Raw genomic sequence first — 16,469 nt, 5'->3', positions numbered from 1 at the left:
CCCGTTCCGTCCGGACCGCTCGAATAGGCATCCAGCCCGAGCGGAGCCCATCATGCCCCAGGCGATACGTCTGCCGCCCCAGCCGGCTCGTTGCGAGCTGTGCGGCCGGGCGGCGCCGCTCACCCGTCATCACCTGATCCCCCGTTCGCTGCACGACAAGGCCTACGTACGCAAGAAATTCGACCGCGTCAGCCGCATCACCGCCACCCTTTGGGTCTGCCGGCCCTGCCACAACCACATCCATCAGACCTTCGACGAAAAGACCCTGGCGCTGGAATACAACAGCCGCGAACTGCTGCTCAGCGATGCGCGCATCCGCCAATTCGTCGACTGGCTGGCGGCCAAGCCCGACGGCTTCGTGCCCAAACGCTGAATAATACCACCCCTATAGAGTGGTTCATTGTTAGGGATCTATCCTGCGTTTTCTGAGTGGGGCGGGGGCGGTAATCAAAGCATCGGGGAGCCTGCGTGGCTGCCGGCGCTCTGGGTGAGGGGGCCTCTGCTGTGGGAGGTCGAAGCGAGTCGGCTGTCGGCGGAGATGTAAAGCCCAGTGAGGGGGGCATCGCCAAAACTGTCGCCTGTGTCCCAGCTCCAGGGTCGCGCGCCACGGCTGGCTGCTGCTGCGATTAGGATGACGGCAAAGCCAAGGCAGAACCGGCCAGTCCGGTTCGACCTCATGAGGAGAGTCGATGAGATCCTTTGCCCTGCCGTGTCTGGCGGGGATCCTGCTTCTGGGTTCCGCCGTGCTGGCCCGCGCAGACGAGGCCGAGCTGGCTCGCGGTGAATACCTCACTCGCCTGGGTAACTGCCAAGGCTGCCATACCCGACCCGACGGTGCGCCCTTCGCCGGTGGCGTCGCCTTCGATACCCCGTTCGGTCGGCTCTATTCGAGCAACATCACCCCGGATCGCCAACTCGGCCTGGGTGATTGGACCGAGGACCAGTTTCGCCGGGCATTGCACGAAGGCCTCGGTCGTGATGGCGAGCAGCTCTATCCGGCGTTTCCCTATACGGCCTTTACCCGTTTGAGCGATGAAGACGTGGCCGCCATCTTCGCCTTCCTGCGGGTCCAGCGGCCGGTGCCCTATGCGCCGCCCGCCAACGCGCTACGCTTTCCCTTCGACCAACGGGCGCTGATCCGCGGCTGGAAGTGGCTGAATTTCACGCCGGGTCCGCTTCCCACCTTGGCGGATGCCCAGGTGGCGCAGGGCGCCTACCTGGCCGAGGCGGTCGGACACTGTCAGGAGTGTCACACGCCGCGCACCTGGAGCCAGGGGCTCGACAGCGGTCGCGCCTACGCCGGAGCGACCCAGCAGGGCTGGACCGCCTGGAATCTCACGGCCGACCCGCGCGGCCTTGGCGGTTGGAGCGATGCCAAGTTGGCCAGCTACCTGCGCGAAGGCCATCAACGTGGCGAGGCGGTAGCGGCGGGCCCCATGGCCGAGGTGGTGAGCGGTGGTACCCGCTATCTGAACGACGCCGACCTCGGTGCCCTGATTGCCTACCTGCGCACCTTGCCGGCTCAGCCTGGCGCGGTGCCGGCGCGGGCGGAGGTCCAGCCGCCGGGCGAAGCCGGGACGCTCAGTGCCGCCGAAGCGGAGAGCGCCGCGTTATTGCAGTCGGCTTGCGCCAGCTGCCATGCGCCGGATGATCGCGGGCCGGCTGGGCCCTATCCGCATTCCTTCAGTAATTATTCGGCGGTGCGTGATCCTAAGGGGACCAACCTGGTCCGGGTGCTGCTCGACGGACTCGAACGCCAGGGACGCACCGAGCATGCCTTCATGCCGGCCTACCGCGATCTGCTCAGCGACAGCCAGATTGCCGATCTGGCCAACTACATCGGCCGCCGCTTCGGCGGCCATGCCGCCGACATCCGTCCCGAGGACGTGGCGGCGGCACGGGAACGGGAGAAATAGCGGTGGCGGCCATCGAACTCAGGGTCAACGGCGAGACGCGCCCACTCGATGTCGATCCGCGCATGCCCTTGCTGGATGTCCTGCGTGACGAGCTGGGGCTCAAGGGGCCGAAGTTCGGCTGTGGTCTGGGTGAATGCGGGGCTTGCACGGTGTTGGCGGATGGCAAGCCGGTGCGCGCTTGCCTACTGCCGGCGGCGTCCTTCGTCGGTCGAGAGCTGCTGACCCTGGAAGGCTTGGGTACGCCCGACGCCCCCCATGCCTTGCAGCAGGCCTTTATCGAAGAGCAGGCGGCGCAATGCGGCTATTGCATCCCCGGCATGGTGATGACCGCCCGGGCGCTGCTCGAGCGCGTGCCCGAGCCGAGCGATGCGCAGATCCGTCAGGCATTGGCGGCCAATTTCTGTGGGTGCGGCACCCACTATCGCATCCTGCGAGCGGTGAAGCGGGCAGCTGTGTTGCTGCGCGACGGCGGGAAGGCTCCGGCATGACGCTGTCGCGACGCACCTTTCTCGGCGGCAGCGCGGTGTTGCTGCTGGGTTTCAGCCTGCAGCGACCGGTCAGGGCTCAGGTGCTGCCGACGCCCAGTGATCCGGCCGCCATGGCCAAGACACTCGACGAGCGCCAGCTGGATGCCTGGCTGGCGGTGGATGCCCAGGGGCAGGTCACCGTCTACAGCGGCAAGGTGGAACTGGGTACCGGAGTCAGCACCGCGCTGCGCCAGATCGTGGCTGAGGAACTGTGCGTGGCCTTTGCCGCCACCCGGTTGATCCAGGGGGATACCCGGCTGACTCCCGACCAGGGCATCACCGCCGGCAGCAAGAGCCTGCAGGTGGGCGGCGCGCAATTACGCAAGGCCGCCGCCAGTGCCCGGCAGTTCCTGTTCCTGGAAGGGGCGCGACGCCTGGGGCTGGATCTGGCGGTGGTGGACACGGTCGATGGCCGCGTGGTGTATCGCGGCGATCCGACAGGGCGTTTCGTCAGCTATGGCGAACTGGTCGGCGGGCGACCGCTGGGGCGGCTGGTCAATCAGGCCGTGCGGACGAGAGCCGTGAAGGACTATCGCCTGGTCGGCACCTCGGTGCCGCGGGAAGACATCCCGGCCAAGCTGTTCGGTAGTTTCGACTACGTCCATGACCTGCGCCTGCCCGGGATGCTACACGGCTGCGTGGTGCGACCGCCCTGTACCGGCTCGGCGCGGCTGGCCGGGGTGAGCATTCGTGGCATCGATGCCAGCGCGCTGCCCGCGGGCGCGCAGCTGGTGTACGAGGGCGCCTTCGTCGCGGTGCTGGCGGCGCAGCCGTGGCTCGCGCGGCAAGGCGCGGCGGCGTTGAAGGTCGAGTGGAACCTGGTGCCGGACCTGCCGTTGCCCGGCGAGCTCTATGGACTCTTGGAGGCCAAGGCGGGGCCGGCCGACATCCAGCAGGAGGCCGGCGACGTCGAGCTGGAATTGCAACAGGCGGCGCAGCGGCTGGAGGCCGAGTATCGCTGGCCCTATCAGAATCACGACTCCATCGGCCCCTCCTGCGCGGTGGCCGAGGTGCGCGCGGATGGCGCCACCGTCTGGAGTGGCACCCAGGGCGTCTATCAGCTACGCGCAGCCTTGGCGGAATTGCTGAAACTGCCGGAAGACAGCATCCACGTCATCTATCAGCAGGCCTCCGGCTGCTACGGCCATAACGGCGCCGACGATGCGGCGGCCGATGCGGCGCTGCTGTCCAAGCTCTGCGGCCGACCGGTGCGGGTGCAATGGAGCCGGGCCGACGAGCATGGCTGGAATCCCAAGGGTCCGGCGATGCTGATGCGTCTGGCGGGTGGCCTAAGCGCCGCGGGTGATCTGCTCGCCTGGCGCTTCGCCAACTGGACGCCGACCCATTTGACCCGCCCCAATGGCCAGACCGGCGCGGCGGCGCTGCTGGCCGGACAGTTGGCCTACAGCCTGCCGCTCAAGGGCGGTCGTGGTGGGGGTAATCGCAATGCGCCGTTGAACTACGACCTAATCAATATCCAGGTAGCGACCCACTGGCTGGAGGCCGGCGATTCGCCGCTGCGACCCTCGGCGCTGCGGGCCCTGGGCGCGGTAGGCAATACCTTCGCCAACGAATCCTTCATGGATGAGCTGGCGCTGGCGGCCGGTGTCGATCCGCTGGAGTTCCGCCTGCGCTATCTGCAGGACGCCAGGGCGCGCGAGGTGTTGCAGGCAGCCACGAGCAAGGCGAATTGGCAGTCCCCGGTCAGACGCAGCGGCGCCTGGGATGGCACGGCGGTGACCGGCCAGGGCCTGGCCTTTCTGCGCTACGAAAACGAGAACGCCTATGTGGCTGCCGTGGTCGAGGTGGCGGTGAGTCGAGCGACGGGTATCCGGGTCACCCGGGTGGTGGTGGCCCATGATTGCGGCCTCATCGTGAATCCCGATGGCCTGCGCAATCAATTGGAAGGCTGCGTGGTACAGGGCATTGCCCGTACCCTCAAACAGGCGGTGCAATTCGATCATCAAGGCGTGACCAGCCTGGAGTGGGGCGCCTATCCACCGCTGACCTTCAGCGAGTTGCCCGAGCTGGAGCTGGAATTGCTCGACCGCCCTGAAGAACCCGCGGTGGGCGCCGGCGAGGCCACCACGGCAGCTATCCCGGCGGCCATCGCCAACGCAGTGGCCGCGGCGACCGGCGTGCGCCTGCGCGAGGTGCCCCTGACGCGGGCGCGGCTGCTCGCGGCGCTGGCCGCAGTCTAGACGCGTCTCAGCCGCTGCTTGAAGAAGAGTACGCCGCCCGCCCCCAGCAGGGCGACCATGCCGGCCCCGATCCACAGCGGCTCGTTGCCGGCGAAACTGAAGCGGTCGATGCCCTTGGCCGCCAGATACCCCGGCGCCATCATCAGCGGTGCCCAGACGATGGCGGAGAGCACGTTGGCCGACTGGAAGCGCAGTTGATTCATGGCCATCATCCCGGCCACCAGGGGCACGGTATTGCGGATCATGGTCAGGAAGCGTCCGCCGAACACCGCGAAGAAGCCGTAGCGGCGGAAGAACAGCCGCGTCCTGGCCACCTGCTTGCGATAGCGGCGGAACGGCGGCCGGTGCACGATGCCCGGGCCGAGCCAACGCCCGATGAGGTAGGAGCAGATGTCGCCGACGATAGCGCCGATGATGGCCGCCAGCACTAGGGGTATCGGAGCCAGCACGCCCGAGCCGGCCAGGCCGCCGACCACCAGCATCAGCGCGGTGGCCGGGATGAAGACACCGAGCAACACCAGGGACTCGCCGAAGGCGAGCAGGCCGACGATCAGCGGCGCCCAGGCCTGATGGGTTTCGATGAAGCCAAGCAGTGATTGAGTCAAGGATTCCATGGGCCGCTCCTGCCGAAAATCCTAAGACTACGCGCCGTTCAAATTCCGCCGGCCGTTTCAACAGCTTGAATCAATTTCCATTGGCGAAAGTGCGCAGGAGTCCGCAGTAGAGCGGTTTTTGGCTTCAGGTCGCCGCCAGGGCGTCGCGTGCCGCCTGCCAGCGCAGGGCATGGCGCTCACCGACCACGAAACGATCGCCCTGGAAATCCCAGCGCTCCACGTCCACGGTCTTTTCCGCGCCTTCGCCGACCAGCAGGCGATTGAAGGAATTGGGCGAGGTGCCGCGCACGCGGGAGGAGAGGGCGGTACCGGCCTGGACGATCCAGACCTCGCGGGGCAGGGTGGGATATTGCCGGCTCAGGGGCAGCACATAGGGCAGATGGATGTGGCCACCCATCACCAGATCCAGCCCGGCATCGGCCCAGGTGGCCAGGGCCTGGTCGGCGTTGTGCTGCAGATTGCTCAGGTCGCTCAGTTCGAGGGCGCCGAAGGGCTGGTGGGCGATGACGATGCGCAGCTTGCCAGGGCCGGCGCGGTGCAGGCGCTCGGCCACGCGCTCGATCTGCTCAAGACTCACCGCGCCATCCTTGTGGCGACGGGGGGCGGTGGTGTTGAGACCGACCAGCAGCAGCTCGTCGTTCTCGAAGCTGGGCTCAAGATCCTGGCCGAAATGGCGACGATAGTTGCCGTACGGCGTAAGGAAGCGGGCGAAGACGTTGTACAGCGGTAGGTCGTGGTTGCCCGGGATCACCAGGGTGCGGGGAATGCCGTAGCTTTCCAAGCGTTCGACGAAGATCTTGGCGGCGGCGAATTGCTCGCGGCGGGCGCGCTGGGTGATGTCCCCGGAGAGGATGAGGACATCGGCGCCGTGTTCGCGGACATGGGCTTCCAGGGCCGCGACCACGGTGGGTTGCTCGGTGCCGAAGTGGGTATCGGAGATTTGCAGGAGGGTCGTCATGAGGACCTGGTTTCCAACGGATTCCCCTTTACGACCGCAACCGGCGCCAAGCTATCCGGAGAAGGCTACTCAAGGCTTAGCGGCAAAGTCGCCGCTGCCCAGGCACTTTTCCGATAATGCTCAGACTTCGCCGTCGTGATGCCAGGCGTCATGCAGCTCGGAGGCATTGGCTTCGCCGACTTCGGCACGGGCCTTGAGCCAATCCAGCAGCGCGGTACGGTCTTCTGCGGTGGGCGAGGTGTAGCGCTTGTTGGCCATGATGGTGCCTTCGACCCAGGCGTTATCGAAGCCGCCGATGTAGTCCAGCTTGCGCTCTTCGACGTAGTCGATGAAGTCGCCGAGGAAGGTGTCCAGATCGTCTTCGCTGAGTTCGCTCTTGAAGCTCACCTTGATTTCGAAGGCCAGTTCCTGGAACTCGCCCAGGTACTGCTTCTTGCGCAGGCGACGCTTCATGCGGCTCAAACGGGGATCTTGGTTGGTATCGGTCATGGCGTAGGCCTGGATATCGATGAAAGGGCGGGCATTATCCCTGGCGTGGCCGGTTAATGCCAATGCCGCCCGCCCGGATGGGCAGGCGGCAGGGCGGATTCACCTGCGACTCAGGCGCGCAGTTCAGGATCGCGCTGGTGGTTTCAGGCGGCCATGGCCGCACAGGCCTCGGCGCAGGCTTCGCAGGCCCGGGCGCAGGCCTGGCAGTGCTCGGCCTTGTGCTTGCCGCACTCGGCGGCGCAGGCACGGCAGGTGGCCAGGCACAGGGCGCAGGCCTCGGCGACGCGGTCGCTGTTGCGTTGCATGAAGGTGGCGGCCAGGCGACAGGCGTCGGCGCAGTCGCGATCCAGGCGGATGCAGTCGCGCATCATGTCGATATGGTCTTCGCCCAGGCAGGCGCTAGCGCAGGTTTCGCAGGCAGCGGCGCAGTCGAGGCAGGCCTTGATGCAGGCGGCGAGGGTGGCTTCGTTCATTCGGTAGCTCCTAAGGGCGTGAGTGTCCAGGGTGGACCGAACCCGCGAGTACTGAGTTCGGGCGAGGCGATCGATTGACGCTCTTCCGGGTAGCCCGTACCCTGCGCCCTTGCACGTGGTGCCCCGCCTGAGCCGGGGTGAAACAGGGAAGCCGGTCGAGCCGGCGCTGCCCCCGCAACGGTAGTTGAGTAGTAGCGGCGCGATACCCACTGGCCTTGGCCGGGAAGGGGCGCCGCGGATGCCCCAGGGCATCGCCTCACCAGCCCGGAGACCGGCCACGTTTGCGTTCATCTCGGCGATGCGGAGGGCGTCGCGCGGCGTCGCCCCCTGCCTTGCGCGGGCGGCGTCTCTGCCCTTTTCTCCGCCGCGCCCGCACCCGGAGAACTGCCATGACCGACACCCCCGATACCGCCAACGACGAGCGCGACGAGCGCCACCGCGCGCGCATGGTGCGCAAGAAGGCGGTGATCGATGCCCGCATCGCCGAAGCTCAGGACGAGCGCGGCCTGCTGCTGGTGCATACCGGCATCGGCAAGGGCAAGAGCAGTTCGGCCTTCGGCATGGCGGCACGCGCCCTCGGCCACGGCATGCAGGTAGGCGTGGTGCAGTTCATCAAGGGGCGCCGCGACACCGGCGAACAACTCTTCTTCAAGCGCTTTCCCGACGAGGTGCGCTACCACGTCATGGGGGAGGGCTTTACCTGGGACACCCAGGATCGCGCCCGCGACCTGCAATCGGCTGCCGCGGCCTGGGCGGTGGCGGTGGAGCTCTTGCGTGACCCGGCCATCGGCCTGGTGCTGCTGGACGAACTCAACATCGCCTTCAAGCACGGCTATCTTGAGGTCGACCAGGTGCTGGCCGATCTGGCCGGCCGCCCGGCGCACCAGCACGTGGTGGTCACTGGGCGTGGCGCACCCGCAGCGCTGATCGAAGCCGCCGACACCGTGACCGACATGAGCCTGGTCAAGCACGCCTTCCAGGCCGGTGTCCGCGCCCAGCAGGGCATCGAATGGTAGGCGCAGTGCGGCATTGCCCGGCGCTGCTGATCGCCGCGCCGGCGTCCGGCCAGGGCAAGACCAGCGTCACCGCGGCGCTTGCCCGCCTGCATGCGCGGCAGGGGCGACGGGTGCGGGTGTTCAAGTGCGGTCCGGATTTCCTCGACCCCATGATCCTCGCCCGCGCCAGCGGCGCGCCGGTCTATCAGCTCGACCTCTGGATGATCGGCGAAGCCGAGAGCCGGCGGCTGCTGTGGGAAGCGGCGGGAGAGGCCGACCTCATCCTCATCGAGGGCGTCATGGGCCTGTTCGACGGCCAGCCCTCGGCGGCGGACCTGGCCGAGTGCTTCGGCGTGCCAGTGCTGGGCGTGATCGACGCGGCCGGCCTGGCGCAGACCTTTGGCGCCCTGGCCTATGGCCTGGCCCACTATCGCCCGAGCCTGCCCTTTGCCGGTGTCTTGGCCAATCGCAGCGGTAGTCCGCGGCAGACCCAGTTGATCCGTGGCAGCCTGCCGGATGGCATGACCTTCTTCGGCAGCCTGCCGCGGGATGCCGGTATCGAGCTGCCCAGTCGCCACCTGGGGCTGATCCAGGCCGACGAGGTCACCGACCTGGATCGCCGTCTCGACGCCGCCGCCGCTGCCCTGGCGGCGAGTTCCGCTATTGAATTACCGCCGCCGGTGGCCTTCGCCGCACCGGAGTCGACGTCCGTCGAGCCCTTGCTGGCCGGGGTGCGCATAGGCGTGGCCCGGGATGCGGCCCTGGCCTTTATCTACCAGGCCAACCTGGATCTCTTGCGCGCCCAGGGCGCCGAGCTTTGCTTCTTTTCCGTACTCGCCGATAGCCAGCTGCCCGAGGTGGATAGCCTCTATCTGCCGGGCGGCTATCCCGAGCTGCATCTGCAGGCGCTGTCCAACAACCTCGGCATGCGTGCGGCCATTCGTGCCCACCATGCCGCCGGCAAGCCGATCCTCGCCGAATGCGGCGGCATGCTCTATCTGCTCGACGAGCTGACCGACAAGGGCGGTGAATCGGCCGCCATGCTCGGCCTGCTGCCGGGCAGTGCGCGGATGCAGGCGCGGCTGACCGCCCTGGCGCTGCAGTCGGTCGAGTTCGCCCAGGGCAGGCTGCGTGGCCATACCTATCATCATTCCGCCCTGGAGTCGCCCGAGACGCCCTGGGCGCGCGGCCTGTGCCCCAATGGCAAGGCGGTCGCCGAGGCGGTGTACCGCGACGGTCGTCTGACCGCCAGCTATATTCATTTCTACATGCCGTCGGCACCCGCCGCGGCCGCCGCGATGCTTAAACCGTGACCACGACGCCCTATACCCCCGCCGAACGAGCCGCCGTCTACCGTGCCATCGCCGAACGCCGCGACATGCGGCATTTTTGCGGTGGCGAGGTATCCCCCGAACAACTGGCCCGCCTGCTGGGCGCGGCCCACCAGGCGCCCAGCGTCGGGCTGATGCAGCCCTGGCGCTTCCTGCGTATCAGCGATCCCGCCTTGCGCCAGCGTCTGCACGAGTTGGTGGAAGAGGAGCGCTGCGCCACCGCTGAAGCCCTCGGCGAGCGCAGCGACGAGTTCATGAAACTCAAGGTGCAGGGCATCCTCGACTGCGCCGAGGTGCTGGTGGCGGCGCTCATGGACGGCCGTGAAACCCACATCTTCGGGCGGCGTACCTTGCCGGAGATGGACCTGGCGTCGTTGTCCTGTGCCATCCAGAATCTTTGGCTGGCGGCGCGTTGCGAAGGCCTGGGCATGGGCTGGGTGTCGCTGTTCGAACCGGAAGCCGTGCGCAACCTGCTGGAGATGCCCGAGGGCTCGCAGCCGGCTGCCATCCTCTGCCTCGGGCCCGTCGAAGCCTTCTACGAGCGACCCATGCTGGAAGAAGAGGGCTGGCGCCAGGGGCGACCGTTGGCAGAGCTGGTCTTCGAGAATCGCTGGGGCCAGAAGCCATGATGCTGGCTTTCGCGGTCGTCTGCGGCATGCTGCTCGATCTGCTCTTCGGCGAACCGCGCCGTGCGCATCCCCTGGTCCTGTTCGGCCGCTTCGCCGACAGCCTCGAAGCCCGTTTCAACCCCGGAGGGCGCGGCTGGCGCAGCCACGGGGTAATGGCCTGGAGCCTGGCGGTACTGCCCTGGGTACTGCTCACCGCCTTGCTCTGCCAGATCGGCTGGCTGGCCTGGATCATCCAGCCCCTGGCGCTCTACCTGGCCGTGGGACTGCGCAGCCTGGGCGAGCACGCCGAGCCGGTGGCGCGCGCCCTACAACGCAACAACCTGCCCGAGGCACGGCAGCGGGTCGGCTATCTGGTCAGCCGCGAGACCGGCGAGCTGGACGAAACCGCCGTCGCTCGCGCCGCCACCGAATCGGTGCTGGAAAACGGCAGCGATGCCGTCTTCGCCGCGCTGTTCTGGTTCGCCCTGCTCGGCGCGCCGGGGGTGGTGCTCTATCGCCTGGCCAACACCCTGGACGCCATGTGGGGCTATCGCACTCCACGCCTGGAGCGGTTCGGCTGGGCCGCGGCGCGGCTGGACGATGTGCTCAACTATATTCCGGCCCGCCTGGTCGCCCTGACCTATGCCGGCCTCGGTCGCTTCTGGAATGCCATCGAATGCTGGCGCACCCAGGCGCCATTGTGGGACAGCCCCAACGCCGGTCCGGTGATGGCGGCGGGCGCCGGCGCCCTGGGGGTGAGCCTGGGCGGGGCGGCGCGCTATCACGGGGAGTGGCACGAGCGTCCCGTGCTCGGCCGCGGCCCGGCACCGACCTTCCTGGCCATCACCCGTGCGTTGAAGCTGGTCCGCCGGGGCGCCTGGCTGTGGACTGCCTTGATCGCCCTGGGAGGATTGCTGCTTGCTTGAGCATGGTGGTCGCCTGCGGCGTGCCGCCCGCAGCTACGACATCCCCCTGGGCGACTGGCTGGACCTGTCCACGGGCGTGGCCCCCTGGCCCTTGCCGCTGCCCGAGATTCCCGCCAGTGCCTGGGCGCGCCTGCCGGAGCCCGACGATGGCCTGGTGGAGGCAGCCTGCGCCTACTACCGCGCTCCCGCGGTATTGCCGGTGGCCGGCTCCCAGGCCGCCATCCAGGCGCTGCCGATCCTGCGCGCGCCTGCTCGCGTCGCGGTGCTCGCACCCTGTTATGCCGAGCACGCCCAGGCCTGGCGCCGGGCCGGTCATGAGGTCGTGGAGTGCAGCGAGACAGAGGTTGCGGCTGGTCTAGATCGGTTCGATGTCCTGTTGGTGGTCAATCCCAACAATCCCACCGGTGAGCGACTGTCACCCGCGCGCCTGCTGGACTGGCACGCGCGACTCGAACGCCGCGGCGCCTGGCTGGTGGTGGACGAGGCCTTCATGGACCCCACGCCGGGCGCCAGCTTGGCGCCTTTCAGCGATCTGCCCGGACTGATCGTGCTGCGGTCCTTCGGCAAGTTCTTCGGCCTGGCCGGGATGCGCCTGGGCTTCGTGCTCGCCGCACCGACCCTGCTGGCGCGCCTCGATGAGCACCTCGGCCCCTGGACGGTGAACGGCCCCAGTCGCTACCTGGCGCAACGGCTGCTGGCCGACCAGGAGGCCCAGCAGCGGCAGCGCGAGGCCCTGCTGCAGGCCGGTGAACGGCTGGCAGCGCTGCTCGCCGGACACGACCTGCCGCCCAGCGGTGGCTGTGCGCTGTTCCAGCTGCTGCGGCGCCCGGATGCCGTTGCCTTGCACGAACACCTGGCGCGCCAGGCCATCTTCACCCGGTTGTTTCCCCACCTCGCTGCCCTGAGATTTGGCCTGCCGGCCGACGAGTCGGGCTGGCAACGCCTGGACCAGGCCCTGGCTCGTTATCGGAGTCCACTATGAGTACCTTGATGGTGCAGGGCACCACCTCCGACGCCGGCAAGAGCACCCTGGTGGCCGCCCTGTGCCGTTGGCTCTATCGCCAGGGCGTGAGCGTAGTGCCCTTCAAGCCGCAAAACATGGCGCTCAACAGCGCCGTGACCGCCGATGGCGGCGAGATCGGCCGCGCCCAGGCGGTGCAGGCCCAGGCCTGTGGCCTCGCCCCGCACACCGACATGAACCCGGTGCTGCTCAAGCCCAATACCGATGTCGGCGCCCAGGTGATCATCCATGGCCGCGCCGTCACCAGCATGGACGCCAAGGCCTACCACGCCTACAAGCCGGTGGCCCGGGAGGCGGTGCTGGCTTCCCATACGCGCCTGTCGGCGCAGTATCGGGTGGTACTGGTGGAAGGCGCCGGTTCGCCGGCCGAGATCAACCTGCGCCAGGGCGACATCGCCAACATGGGCTTCGCCGAGGCGGTGGATTGCCCGGTGCTGCTGGTGGCCGACATCGACCGTGGCGGCGTCTTCGCCCATCTGGTCGGCACCCTGGACCTGCTCGAACCCAGCGAGCAGGCGCGGGTGGCCGGTTTCATCATCAATCGCTTCCGCGGTGACCTGGCCCTGTTGCAACCGGGGCTGGACTGGCTGGAAGCCCGCACCGGCAAACCAGTACTCGGCGTGCTGCCCTATCTGCACGACCTGCATCTGGAAGCCGAGGATCGTCTGGCCACCGGCCAGGTCGCCAAGCAAGGGCCGCGCCTGCGCGTGGCGGTGCCGGTGATGCCGCGGCTGAGCAATCACACCGATTTCGATCCCCTGCGCCTGCATCCCCAGGTGGAGTTGCTGTTCGTGCGCCAGGGCGAGGCGCTGCCCGCCGCCGACCTGGTCATCCTCGGCGGCTCCAAGAGCGTGCGCAGCGACCTGGCCTTTCTGCGGGCCCAGGGCTGGGACACGGCTATCGCTCGTCATCTGAGATACGGCGGTCGGGTGCTGGGCATCTGCGGGGGATTCCAGATGCTCGGCGAGCGGATCGCCGATCCCCTGGGTCTGGAAGGCGCCCCCGGCGAAAGCGCCGGCCTGGGCCTGTTGACCATGACCACCGAGTTGGCCGCGGAAAAGCAGCTGCGCAACGTCCGCGGTCGGCTATGCGCGGCTGAGGTTGACGTGGCCGGCTACGAAATCCACGCGGGCGTGAGCCAGGGACCGGCGCTGGCGCGTCCGGTGGTAAGGTTCGACGATGGCCGGGTCGACGGTAGCCTCAGCGACGATGGCCAGGTGCTGGGTACCTACCTGCACGGCCTGTTCGAAGTGCCCGCCGCCAGCGTCGCCCTGCTGCGCTGGGCCGGCCTGGCCGAGCCGCAGCAGCTGGACTACCACGCCCTGCGCGAGCGCGATCTGGAGCGCCTGGCCGATCTGGTCGAGCAACATTTGGACACCGGGCGCCTGCGCGCCCTCTGCGAGCTCTAGATGCGCGAACTCATCCTCGGTGGCGCTCGCTCCGGCAAGAGCGCCCTGGCCGAGCGCCTGGCCGCCGAGTCCGGCCTTGCCGTCACCTATATCGCCACGGCCGGTGGCAGCGATGCCGAACTGGCCCGGCGCATCGAGCGCCACGCGGCGCGGCGGCCGGCGCACTGGGCGCTGGTGGAGGAGCCGCTGGCCCTGGCCGAGCGGCTGCAGATGCTGGCCACGCCGGACACCTGTCTGCTGGTAGACTGCCTCACCCTCTGGCTGACCAACCTGCTGTTGCTCGATGACCCGCAACGTCTGGACCAGGCCTGTGCGGCCCTGCTTGAGCTCGTGCCACGGCTGCCCGGTCGCCTGATCTTCGTCAGCAACGAGACCGGCCTGGGCGTCGTCCCCCTGGGCGAATTGACCCGGCGCTACGTCGACGCCGCCGGCGAATTGCACCAGGCCCTGGCCACTCGTTGCGACCGCGTGGTCCTGACCGTGGCCGGGCTACCCCTCACCCTCAAAGGAACACCGCTATGAGCATGCCCTGGTGGCAAGGACCCTGCCGCCAACCCGATACCGCCGCCGCCGAGGCTGCCCGCCAACGGCAGACGGTATTGACCAAGCCGAGCGGCTCGCTCGGTGACCTGGAGGTATTGGCCATCCAGATGGCCGCCTTGCAGGGCAACCCGCGGCCGTTGCTGGAACGCACCGCCATCGCCGTCTTCGCCGGGGACCACGGGGTGGTGGAGGAGGGCGTCTCGGCCTATCCGCAGGCCGTCACCGCCGAGATGGTGCGCAACTTCGTTAGCGGCGGCGCGGCCATCAGCGTGCTCGCGCGGCAACTCGACGCCATGCTGGAGGTGATCAGCCTGGGCACCGTAGAGCCGCTGGAACCGCTGCCCGGGGTTCTCGACCTGTCGCTCGGGCGCGGTACCGCCAATTTCACCCTGACTCCGGCCATGACCCACGAGCAGTGCCAGGCAGCCCTGCAAGCCGGTCGCGACGCGGTGTTGCGTGCCTGTGCCGGAGGTGCCGACCTCTTCATCGGCGGCGAAATGGGTATCGGCAACACCACCGCCGCCAGCGCCCTGGCCAGCGTGTTGCTGGACACCTCACCGCTGGCCCTGGCCGGTCCGGGGACCGGGCTGGATGCTAGCGGCGTGGCGCGCAAGGTGGCGGTCATCCAGCGCGCCTTGCTGCGCCACGGTGACGCCTTGCAAGACCCCTATGAACTGCTGCGCCGGCTGGGTGGTTTCGAACTGGCCGCCCTGACCGGTGCCTACCTGGCCTGCGCCCAGCAGGGCCTGCCGGCCCTGGTGGATGGCTTCATCTGCTCGGTGGCGGCCCTTTGCGCCCAGCATCTGCAACCCGGGACGCGCGACTGGCTGCTGTTCGCCCATTGTGGCGCCGAGCCCGGCCATGCCGCCGTGCTGCTGGCCCTGGGTGGCGAACCCATGCTGGACCTGGGGTTGCGCCTGGGCGAAGGCAGCGGTGCGGCGCTGGCCGTTCCCTTGCTGCAACTGGCCTGTCGCCTGCATAGCGAGATGGCCACCTTCGCCGAAGCCAGCGTCTCCGACCGCGCCCATGACTGACTGCTGGCTGCTGCGCCACGGCGTGACCGAGGGGCCCGAAGGCTTTCGCGGTCGCCTCGATCCGCCGCTGTCGGCCCAGGGCTGGACCCAGTTGCGCGAGGCCGTCGCCGCCCAGCCGGCCTTCACGCTGATCCTGAGTTCCCCCCAGCAACGCTGCGCCCGCTTTGCCGAATGGCTGGCGGCGGAGCAGGGCGCCGAGTTGGCGTTGGAGCCGGATCTACGTGAACTGGATTTCGGCGACTGGGAGGGTCGTAGCGCCGCCGACCTGATGCAGGATCAGGCCGAGGCCCTGGGGCTGTTCTGGGCCGATCCCTATGCCTATACACCCCCCGGCGGCGAGCCCGTGGCCCGCTTCGCGGAACGGGTGCAGGCAGCCGTGGCGCGCTGGCGCCCGCGCCTGCAAGCGCAGCGCAGCCTGATCGTCACCCATGGCGGGGTGATCCGGCTGCTGTTGACCCGCCAGCGTGGCCTCGCACCCAAGGATCTGCTGCAGATCGAAGCGCCTTATGCGACCTTGCAGCCGCTGTCGCTGGAGCACCCCTGATGCCCTTGCCGCTGCTGATCGCCGTGCAGTTCCTCACCCGCTTGCCGATTCGCCTGCCCGGTATGCCGCCACCCGAAGCGGTTGGTCGTTCCGTGCTCTGGTATCCGGCGGTGGGGCTGTTGTTGGGCGGTCTGCTGAGCCTGATCGCCTGGTTGGGCGCGTCCGGTGGTATCTATCTGCAGGCGGCCCTGGTGCTCGCCGGCTGGGTGATCCTCACCGGTGGCCTGCACCTGGACGGCCTGGCCGATAGCGTCGATGCTTGGGTGGGCGGCTACGGCGACCGCGAGCGCACCCTGGCCATCATGAAGGACCCGGCCTGCGGACCCATGGGGGTATTGGCGCTGCTGCTGACCCTGCTGCTCAAATGGAGCGCTCTGGTCGTGCTCCTGCCGCACGCTTACAGCGGCCTGTGGCTGGCCCCTCTGGCCGGTCGCCTGGCGCTGCCCTGGTTGCTGCTGACCACGCCCTACGTCCGGCCGGGTGGTCTGGGCGACATTCTCAGCCGGCACCTGCCCCGGACGTCACTCGGGCGGGTGCTGCTGATCGGCGCGCTGCTCCTGGTGCTGCTACCCCAGGGCTTTACCGCTCTACTGGTGACGGCTGCGGTGGCGCTCTTGGTTCGCCGGGCGCTGCGGCACCGCCTGGGGGGGACCACTGGCGATACCGCCGGGGCGCTGCTGGAGCTGACCGAAACGGCGGTACTGGTCGCCTTGGCCCTGTCCAGGCCCTGAAGATCGGCTACAAGCGTGAGGTAGCTGCAGTTTTGTAACCCTCGTCCTTGAACGCTTCTTGTTAAACCGTTAAGAACAGCTGTGGAATCGCCCCGTTGCGATGTTACCTCGGCGCGCGCGAATCCAAGGGAGTCGTCGTCTGCTGGACA

At 68.3% G+C, this 16,469-nt stretch carries 18 protein-coding genes and 1 riboswitch; of the genes, 14 read left to right on the top strand and 4 right to left on the bottom strand.

Translation table 11 applies throughout. The features are described from left to right. The first annotated feature begins 52 nt into the window (after positions 1-52). The 4 genes from FAZ11_RS16420 to FAZ11_RS16405 all read left to right on the top strand — a co-directional run bounded on the left by FAZ11_RS16420 (position 53) and on the right by FAZ11_RS16405 (position 4,644). Entirely contained in the window at positions 53-373 is a 321-nt protein-coding gene (locus FAZ11_RS16420) for a hypothetical protein (RefSeq protein ID WP_058762453.1), read from the top strand. 316 nt (positions 374-689) lie between these two features. Beyond that, positions 690-1,916 carry a cytochrome c gene (locus tag FAZ11_RS16415; protein WP_058783741.1) on the top strand — a complete coding sequence of 409 codons (1,227 nt, stop codon included), beginning with the start codon at positions 690-692 and terminating at the stop codon, positions 1,914-1,916. A gap of 2 nt (positions 1,917-1,918) precedes the next feature. After that, on the top strand, positions 1,919-2,404 hold the full coding sequence (locus FAZ11_RS16410; protein WP_058783740.1) for a (2Fe-2S)-binding protein: 486 nt from the start codon (positions 1,919-1,921) through the stop codon (positions 2,402-2,404). Continuing rightward, on the top strand, positions 2,401-4,644 hold the full coding sequence (locus FAZ11_RS16405) for a xanthine dehydrogenase family protein molybdopterin-binding subunit (RefSeq protein ID WP_058783739.1): 2,244 nt from the start codon (positions 2,401-2,403) through the stop codon (positions 4,642-4,644). Before FAZ11_RS16410 ends, FAZ11_RS16405 begins: the two co-directional genes overlap by 4 nt. On the opposite strand, the gene FAZ11_RS16400 is transcribed toward FAZ11_RS16405, so the two are convergent. The 4 genes from FAZ11_RS16400 to FAZ11_RS16385 all read right to left on the bottom strand — a co-directional run bounded on the left by FAZ11_RS16400 (position 4,641) and on the right by FAZ11_RS16385 (position 7,178). Continuing rightward, positions 4,641-5,258, bottom strand: coding sequence for a DedA family protein (locus FAZ11_RS16400; RefSeq protein WP_058783738.1), 618 nt, complete (start codon positions 5,256-5,258; stop codon positions 4,641-4,643). The two genes, FAZ11_RS16405 and FAZ11_RS16400, sit on opposite strands and share 4 nt — an antisense overlap. Before the next feature lie 124 nt (positions 5,259-5,382). Continuing rightward, positions 5,383-6,216 carry a metallophosphoesterase family protein gene (locus tag FAZ11_RS16395; protein WP_058774082.1) on the bottom strand — a complete coding sequence of 278 codons (834 nt, stop codon included), beginning with the start codon at positions 6,214-6,216 and terminating at the stop codon, positions 5,383-5,385. A gap of 120 nt (positions 6,217-6,336) precedes the next feature. Beyond that, positions 6,337-6,705 (bottom strand): YggL 50S ribosome-binding family protein, encoded by a 369-nt coding sequence (locus FAZ11_RS16390; protein WP_058762447.1) that lies wholly within the window; start codon positions 6,703-6,705, stop codon positions 6,337-6,339. A 143-nt stretch (positions 6,706-6,848) separates the two neighbouring features. Continuing rightward, positions 6,849-7,178: a four-helix bundle copper-binding protein gene (locus tag FAZ11_RS16385; RefSeq protein ID WP_058767104.1), complete on the bottom strand. Its 330-nt coding sequence runs from the start codon at positions 7,176-7,178 to the stop codon at positions 6,849-6,851. A gap of 99 nt (positions 7,179-7,277) precedes the next feature. Beyond that, positions 7,278-7,472, top strand: a riboswitch (cobalamin riboswitch). Between the two features lie 95 nt (positions 7,473-7,567). Here FAZ11_RS16385 and cobO point away from each other — a divergent pair. The 10 genes from cobO to FAZ11_RS16335 are packed head-to-tail and all read left to right on the top strand — an operon-like array spanning position 7,568 to position 16,320. Further along, positions 7,568-8,194, top strand: coding sequence for a cob(I)yrinic acid a,c-diamide adenosyltransferase (gene cobO / locus FAZ11_RS16380; RefSeq protein WP_058774081.1), 627 nt, complete (start codon positions 7,568-7,570; stop codon positions 8,192-8,194). Then, complete coding sequence (locus tag FAZ11_RS16375; protein WP_058774080.1) at positions 8,188-9,486, top strand: cobyrinic acid a,c-diamide synthase CobB; 1,299 nt, start codon at positions 8,188-8,190, stop codon at positions 9,484-9,486. The genes cobO and FAZ11_RS16375 overlap by 7 nt, the downstream gene beginning before the upstream one ends. Next, positions 9,483-10,133, top strand: coding sequence for a 5,6-dimethylbenzimidazole synthase (bluB, locus tag FAZ11_RS16370; RefSeq protein WP_058774079.1), 651 nt, complete (start codon positions 9,483-9,485; stop codon positions 10,131-10,133). The genes FAZ11_RS16375 and bluB overlap by 4 nt, the downstream gene beginning before the upstream one ends. Further along, complete coding sequence (cbiB, locus tag FAZ11_RS16365; RefSeq protein WP_058774078.1) at positions 10,130-11,038, top strand: adenosylcobinamide-phosphate synthase CbiB; 909 nt, start codon at positions 10,130-10,132, stop codon at positions 11,036-11,038. The genes bluB and cbiB overlap by 4 nt, the downstream gene beginning before the upstream one ends. Beyond that, positions 11,031-12,020: a threonine-phosphate decarboxylase CobD gene (cobD, locus tag FAZ11_RS16360; protein WP_058774077.1), complete on the top strand. Its 990-nt coding sequence runs from the start codon at positions 11,031-11,033 to the stop codon at positions 12,018-12,020. Before cbiB ends, cobD begins: the two co-directional genes overlap by 8 nt. Continuing rightward, positions 12,017-13,468: a cobyric acid synthase gene (locus FAZ11_RS16355; RefSeq protein ID WP_058774076.1), complete on the top strand. Its 1,452-nt coding sequence runs from the start codon at positions 12,017-12,019 to the stop codon at positions 13,466-13,468. The genes cobD and FAZ11_RS16355 overlap by 4 nt, the downstream gene beginning before the upstream one ends. Continuing rightward, positions 13,469-13,990 carry a bifunctional adenosylcobinamide kinase/adenosylcobinamide-phosphate guanylyltransferase gene (gene cobU / locus FAZ11_RS16350; protein ID WP_058762439.1) on the top strand — a complete coding sequence of 174 codons (522 nt, stop codon included), beginning with the start codon at positions 13,469-13,471 and terminating at the stop codon, positions 13,988-13,990. Beyond that, positions 13,987-15,045, top strand: a complete 1,059-nt coding sequence (cobT, locus tag FAZ11_RS16345; RefSeq protein WP_058762438.1) for a nicotinate-nucleotide--dimethylbenzimidazole phosphoribosyltransferase — start codon at positions 13,987-13,989, stop codon at positions 15,043-15,045. The genes cobU and cobT overlap by 4 nt, the downstream gene beginning before the upstream one ends. Next, positions 15,038-15,589 carry a histidine phosphatase family protein gene (locus FAZ11_RS16340; RefSeq protein ID WP_058774075.1) on the top strand — a complete coding sequence of 184 codons (552 nt, stop codon included), beginning with the start codon at positions 15,038-15,040 and terminating at the stop codon, positions 15,587-15,589. The genes cobT and FAZ11_RS16340 overlap by 8 nt, the downstream gene beginning before the upstream one ends. Beyond that, positions 15,589-16,320 carry an adenosylcobinamide-GDP ribazoletransferase gene (locus tag FAZ11_RS16335; RefSeq protein WP_058774074.1) on the top strand — a complete coding sequence of 244 codons (732 nt, stop codon included), beginning with the start codon at positions 15,589-15,591 and terminating at the stop codon, positions 16,318-16,320. The genes FAZ11_RS16340 and FAZ11_RS16335 overlap by 1 nt, the downstream gene beginning before the upstream one ends. The last annotated feature ends 149 nt before the right edge of the window (positions 16,321-16,469 follow it).

Origin of the sequence: Pseudomonas rhizoryzae, assembly GCF_005250615.1 — a bacterium.
GTDB classification, from domain to species: domain Bacteria; phylum Pseudomonadota; class Gammaproteobacteria; order Pseudomonadales; family Pseudomonadaceae; genus Chryseomonas; species Chryseomonas rhizoryzae.
This window is presented reverse-complemented; position numbering and strand designations above follow the sequence as displayed.

Coding starts and splice junctions, on each gene's coding strand:
- FAZ11_RS16420 (WP_058762453.1), top strand. CDS start 53: ATGCCCCAGGCGATACGTCTGCCGCCCCAGCCGGCTCGTTGCGAGCTG.
- FAZ11_RS16415 (WP_058783741.1), top strand. CDS start 690: ATGAGATCCTTTGCCCTGCCGTGTCTGGCGGGGATCCTGCTTCTGGGT.
- FAZ11_RS16405 (WP_058783739.1), top strand. CDS start 2,401: ATGACGCTGTCGCGACGCACCTTTCTCGGCGGCAGCGCGGTGTTGCTG.
- FAZ11_RS16400 (WP_058783738.1), bottom strand. CDS start 5,258: ATGGAATCCTTGACTCAATCACTGCTTGGCTTCATCGAAACCCATCAG.
- FAZ11_RS16395 (WP_058774082.1), bottom strand. CDS start 6,216: ATGACGACCCTCCTGCAAATCTCCGATACCCACTTCGGCACCGAGCAA.
- FAZ11_RS16390 (WP_058762447.1), bottom strand. CDS start 6,705: ATGACCGATACCAACCAAGATCCCCGTTTGAGCCGCATGAAGCGTCGC.
- FAZ11_RS16385 (WP_058767104.1), bottom strand. CDS start 7,178: ATGAACGAAGCCACCCTCGCCGCCTGCATCAAGGCCTGCCTCGACTGC.
- cobO (WP_058774081.1), top strand. CDS start 7,568: ATGACCGACACCCCCGATACCGCCAACGACGAGCGCGACGAGCGCCAC.
- FAZ11_RS16375 (WP_058774080.1), top strand. CDS start 8,188: ATGGTAGGCGCAGTGCGGCATTGCCCGGCGCTGCTGATCGCCGCGCCG.
- cbiB (WP_058774078.1), top strand. CDS start 10,130: ATGATGCTGGCTTTCGCGGTCGTCTGCGGCATGCTGCTCGATCTGCTC.
- FAZ11_RS16355 (WP_058774076.1), top strand. CDS start 12,017: ATGAGTACCTTGATGGTGCAGGGCACCACCTCCGACGCCGGCAAGAGC.
- cobU (WP_058762439.1), top strand. CDS start 13,469: ATGCGCGAACTCATCCTCGGTGGCGCTCGCTCCGGCAAGAGCGCCCTG.
- cobT (WP_058762438.1), top strand. CDS start 13,987: ATGAGCATGCCCTGGTGGCAAGGACCCTGCCGCCAACCCGATACCGCC.
- FAZ11_RS16340 (WP_058774075.1), top strand. CDS start 15,038: ATGACTGACTGCTGGCTGCTGCGCCACGGCGTGACCGAGGGGCCCGAA.
- FAZ11_RS16335 (WP_058774074.1), top strand. CDS start 15,589: ATGCCCTTGCCGCTGCTGATCGCCGTGCAGTTCCTCACCCGCTTGCCG.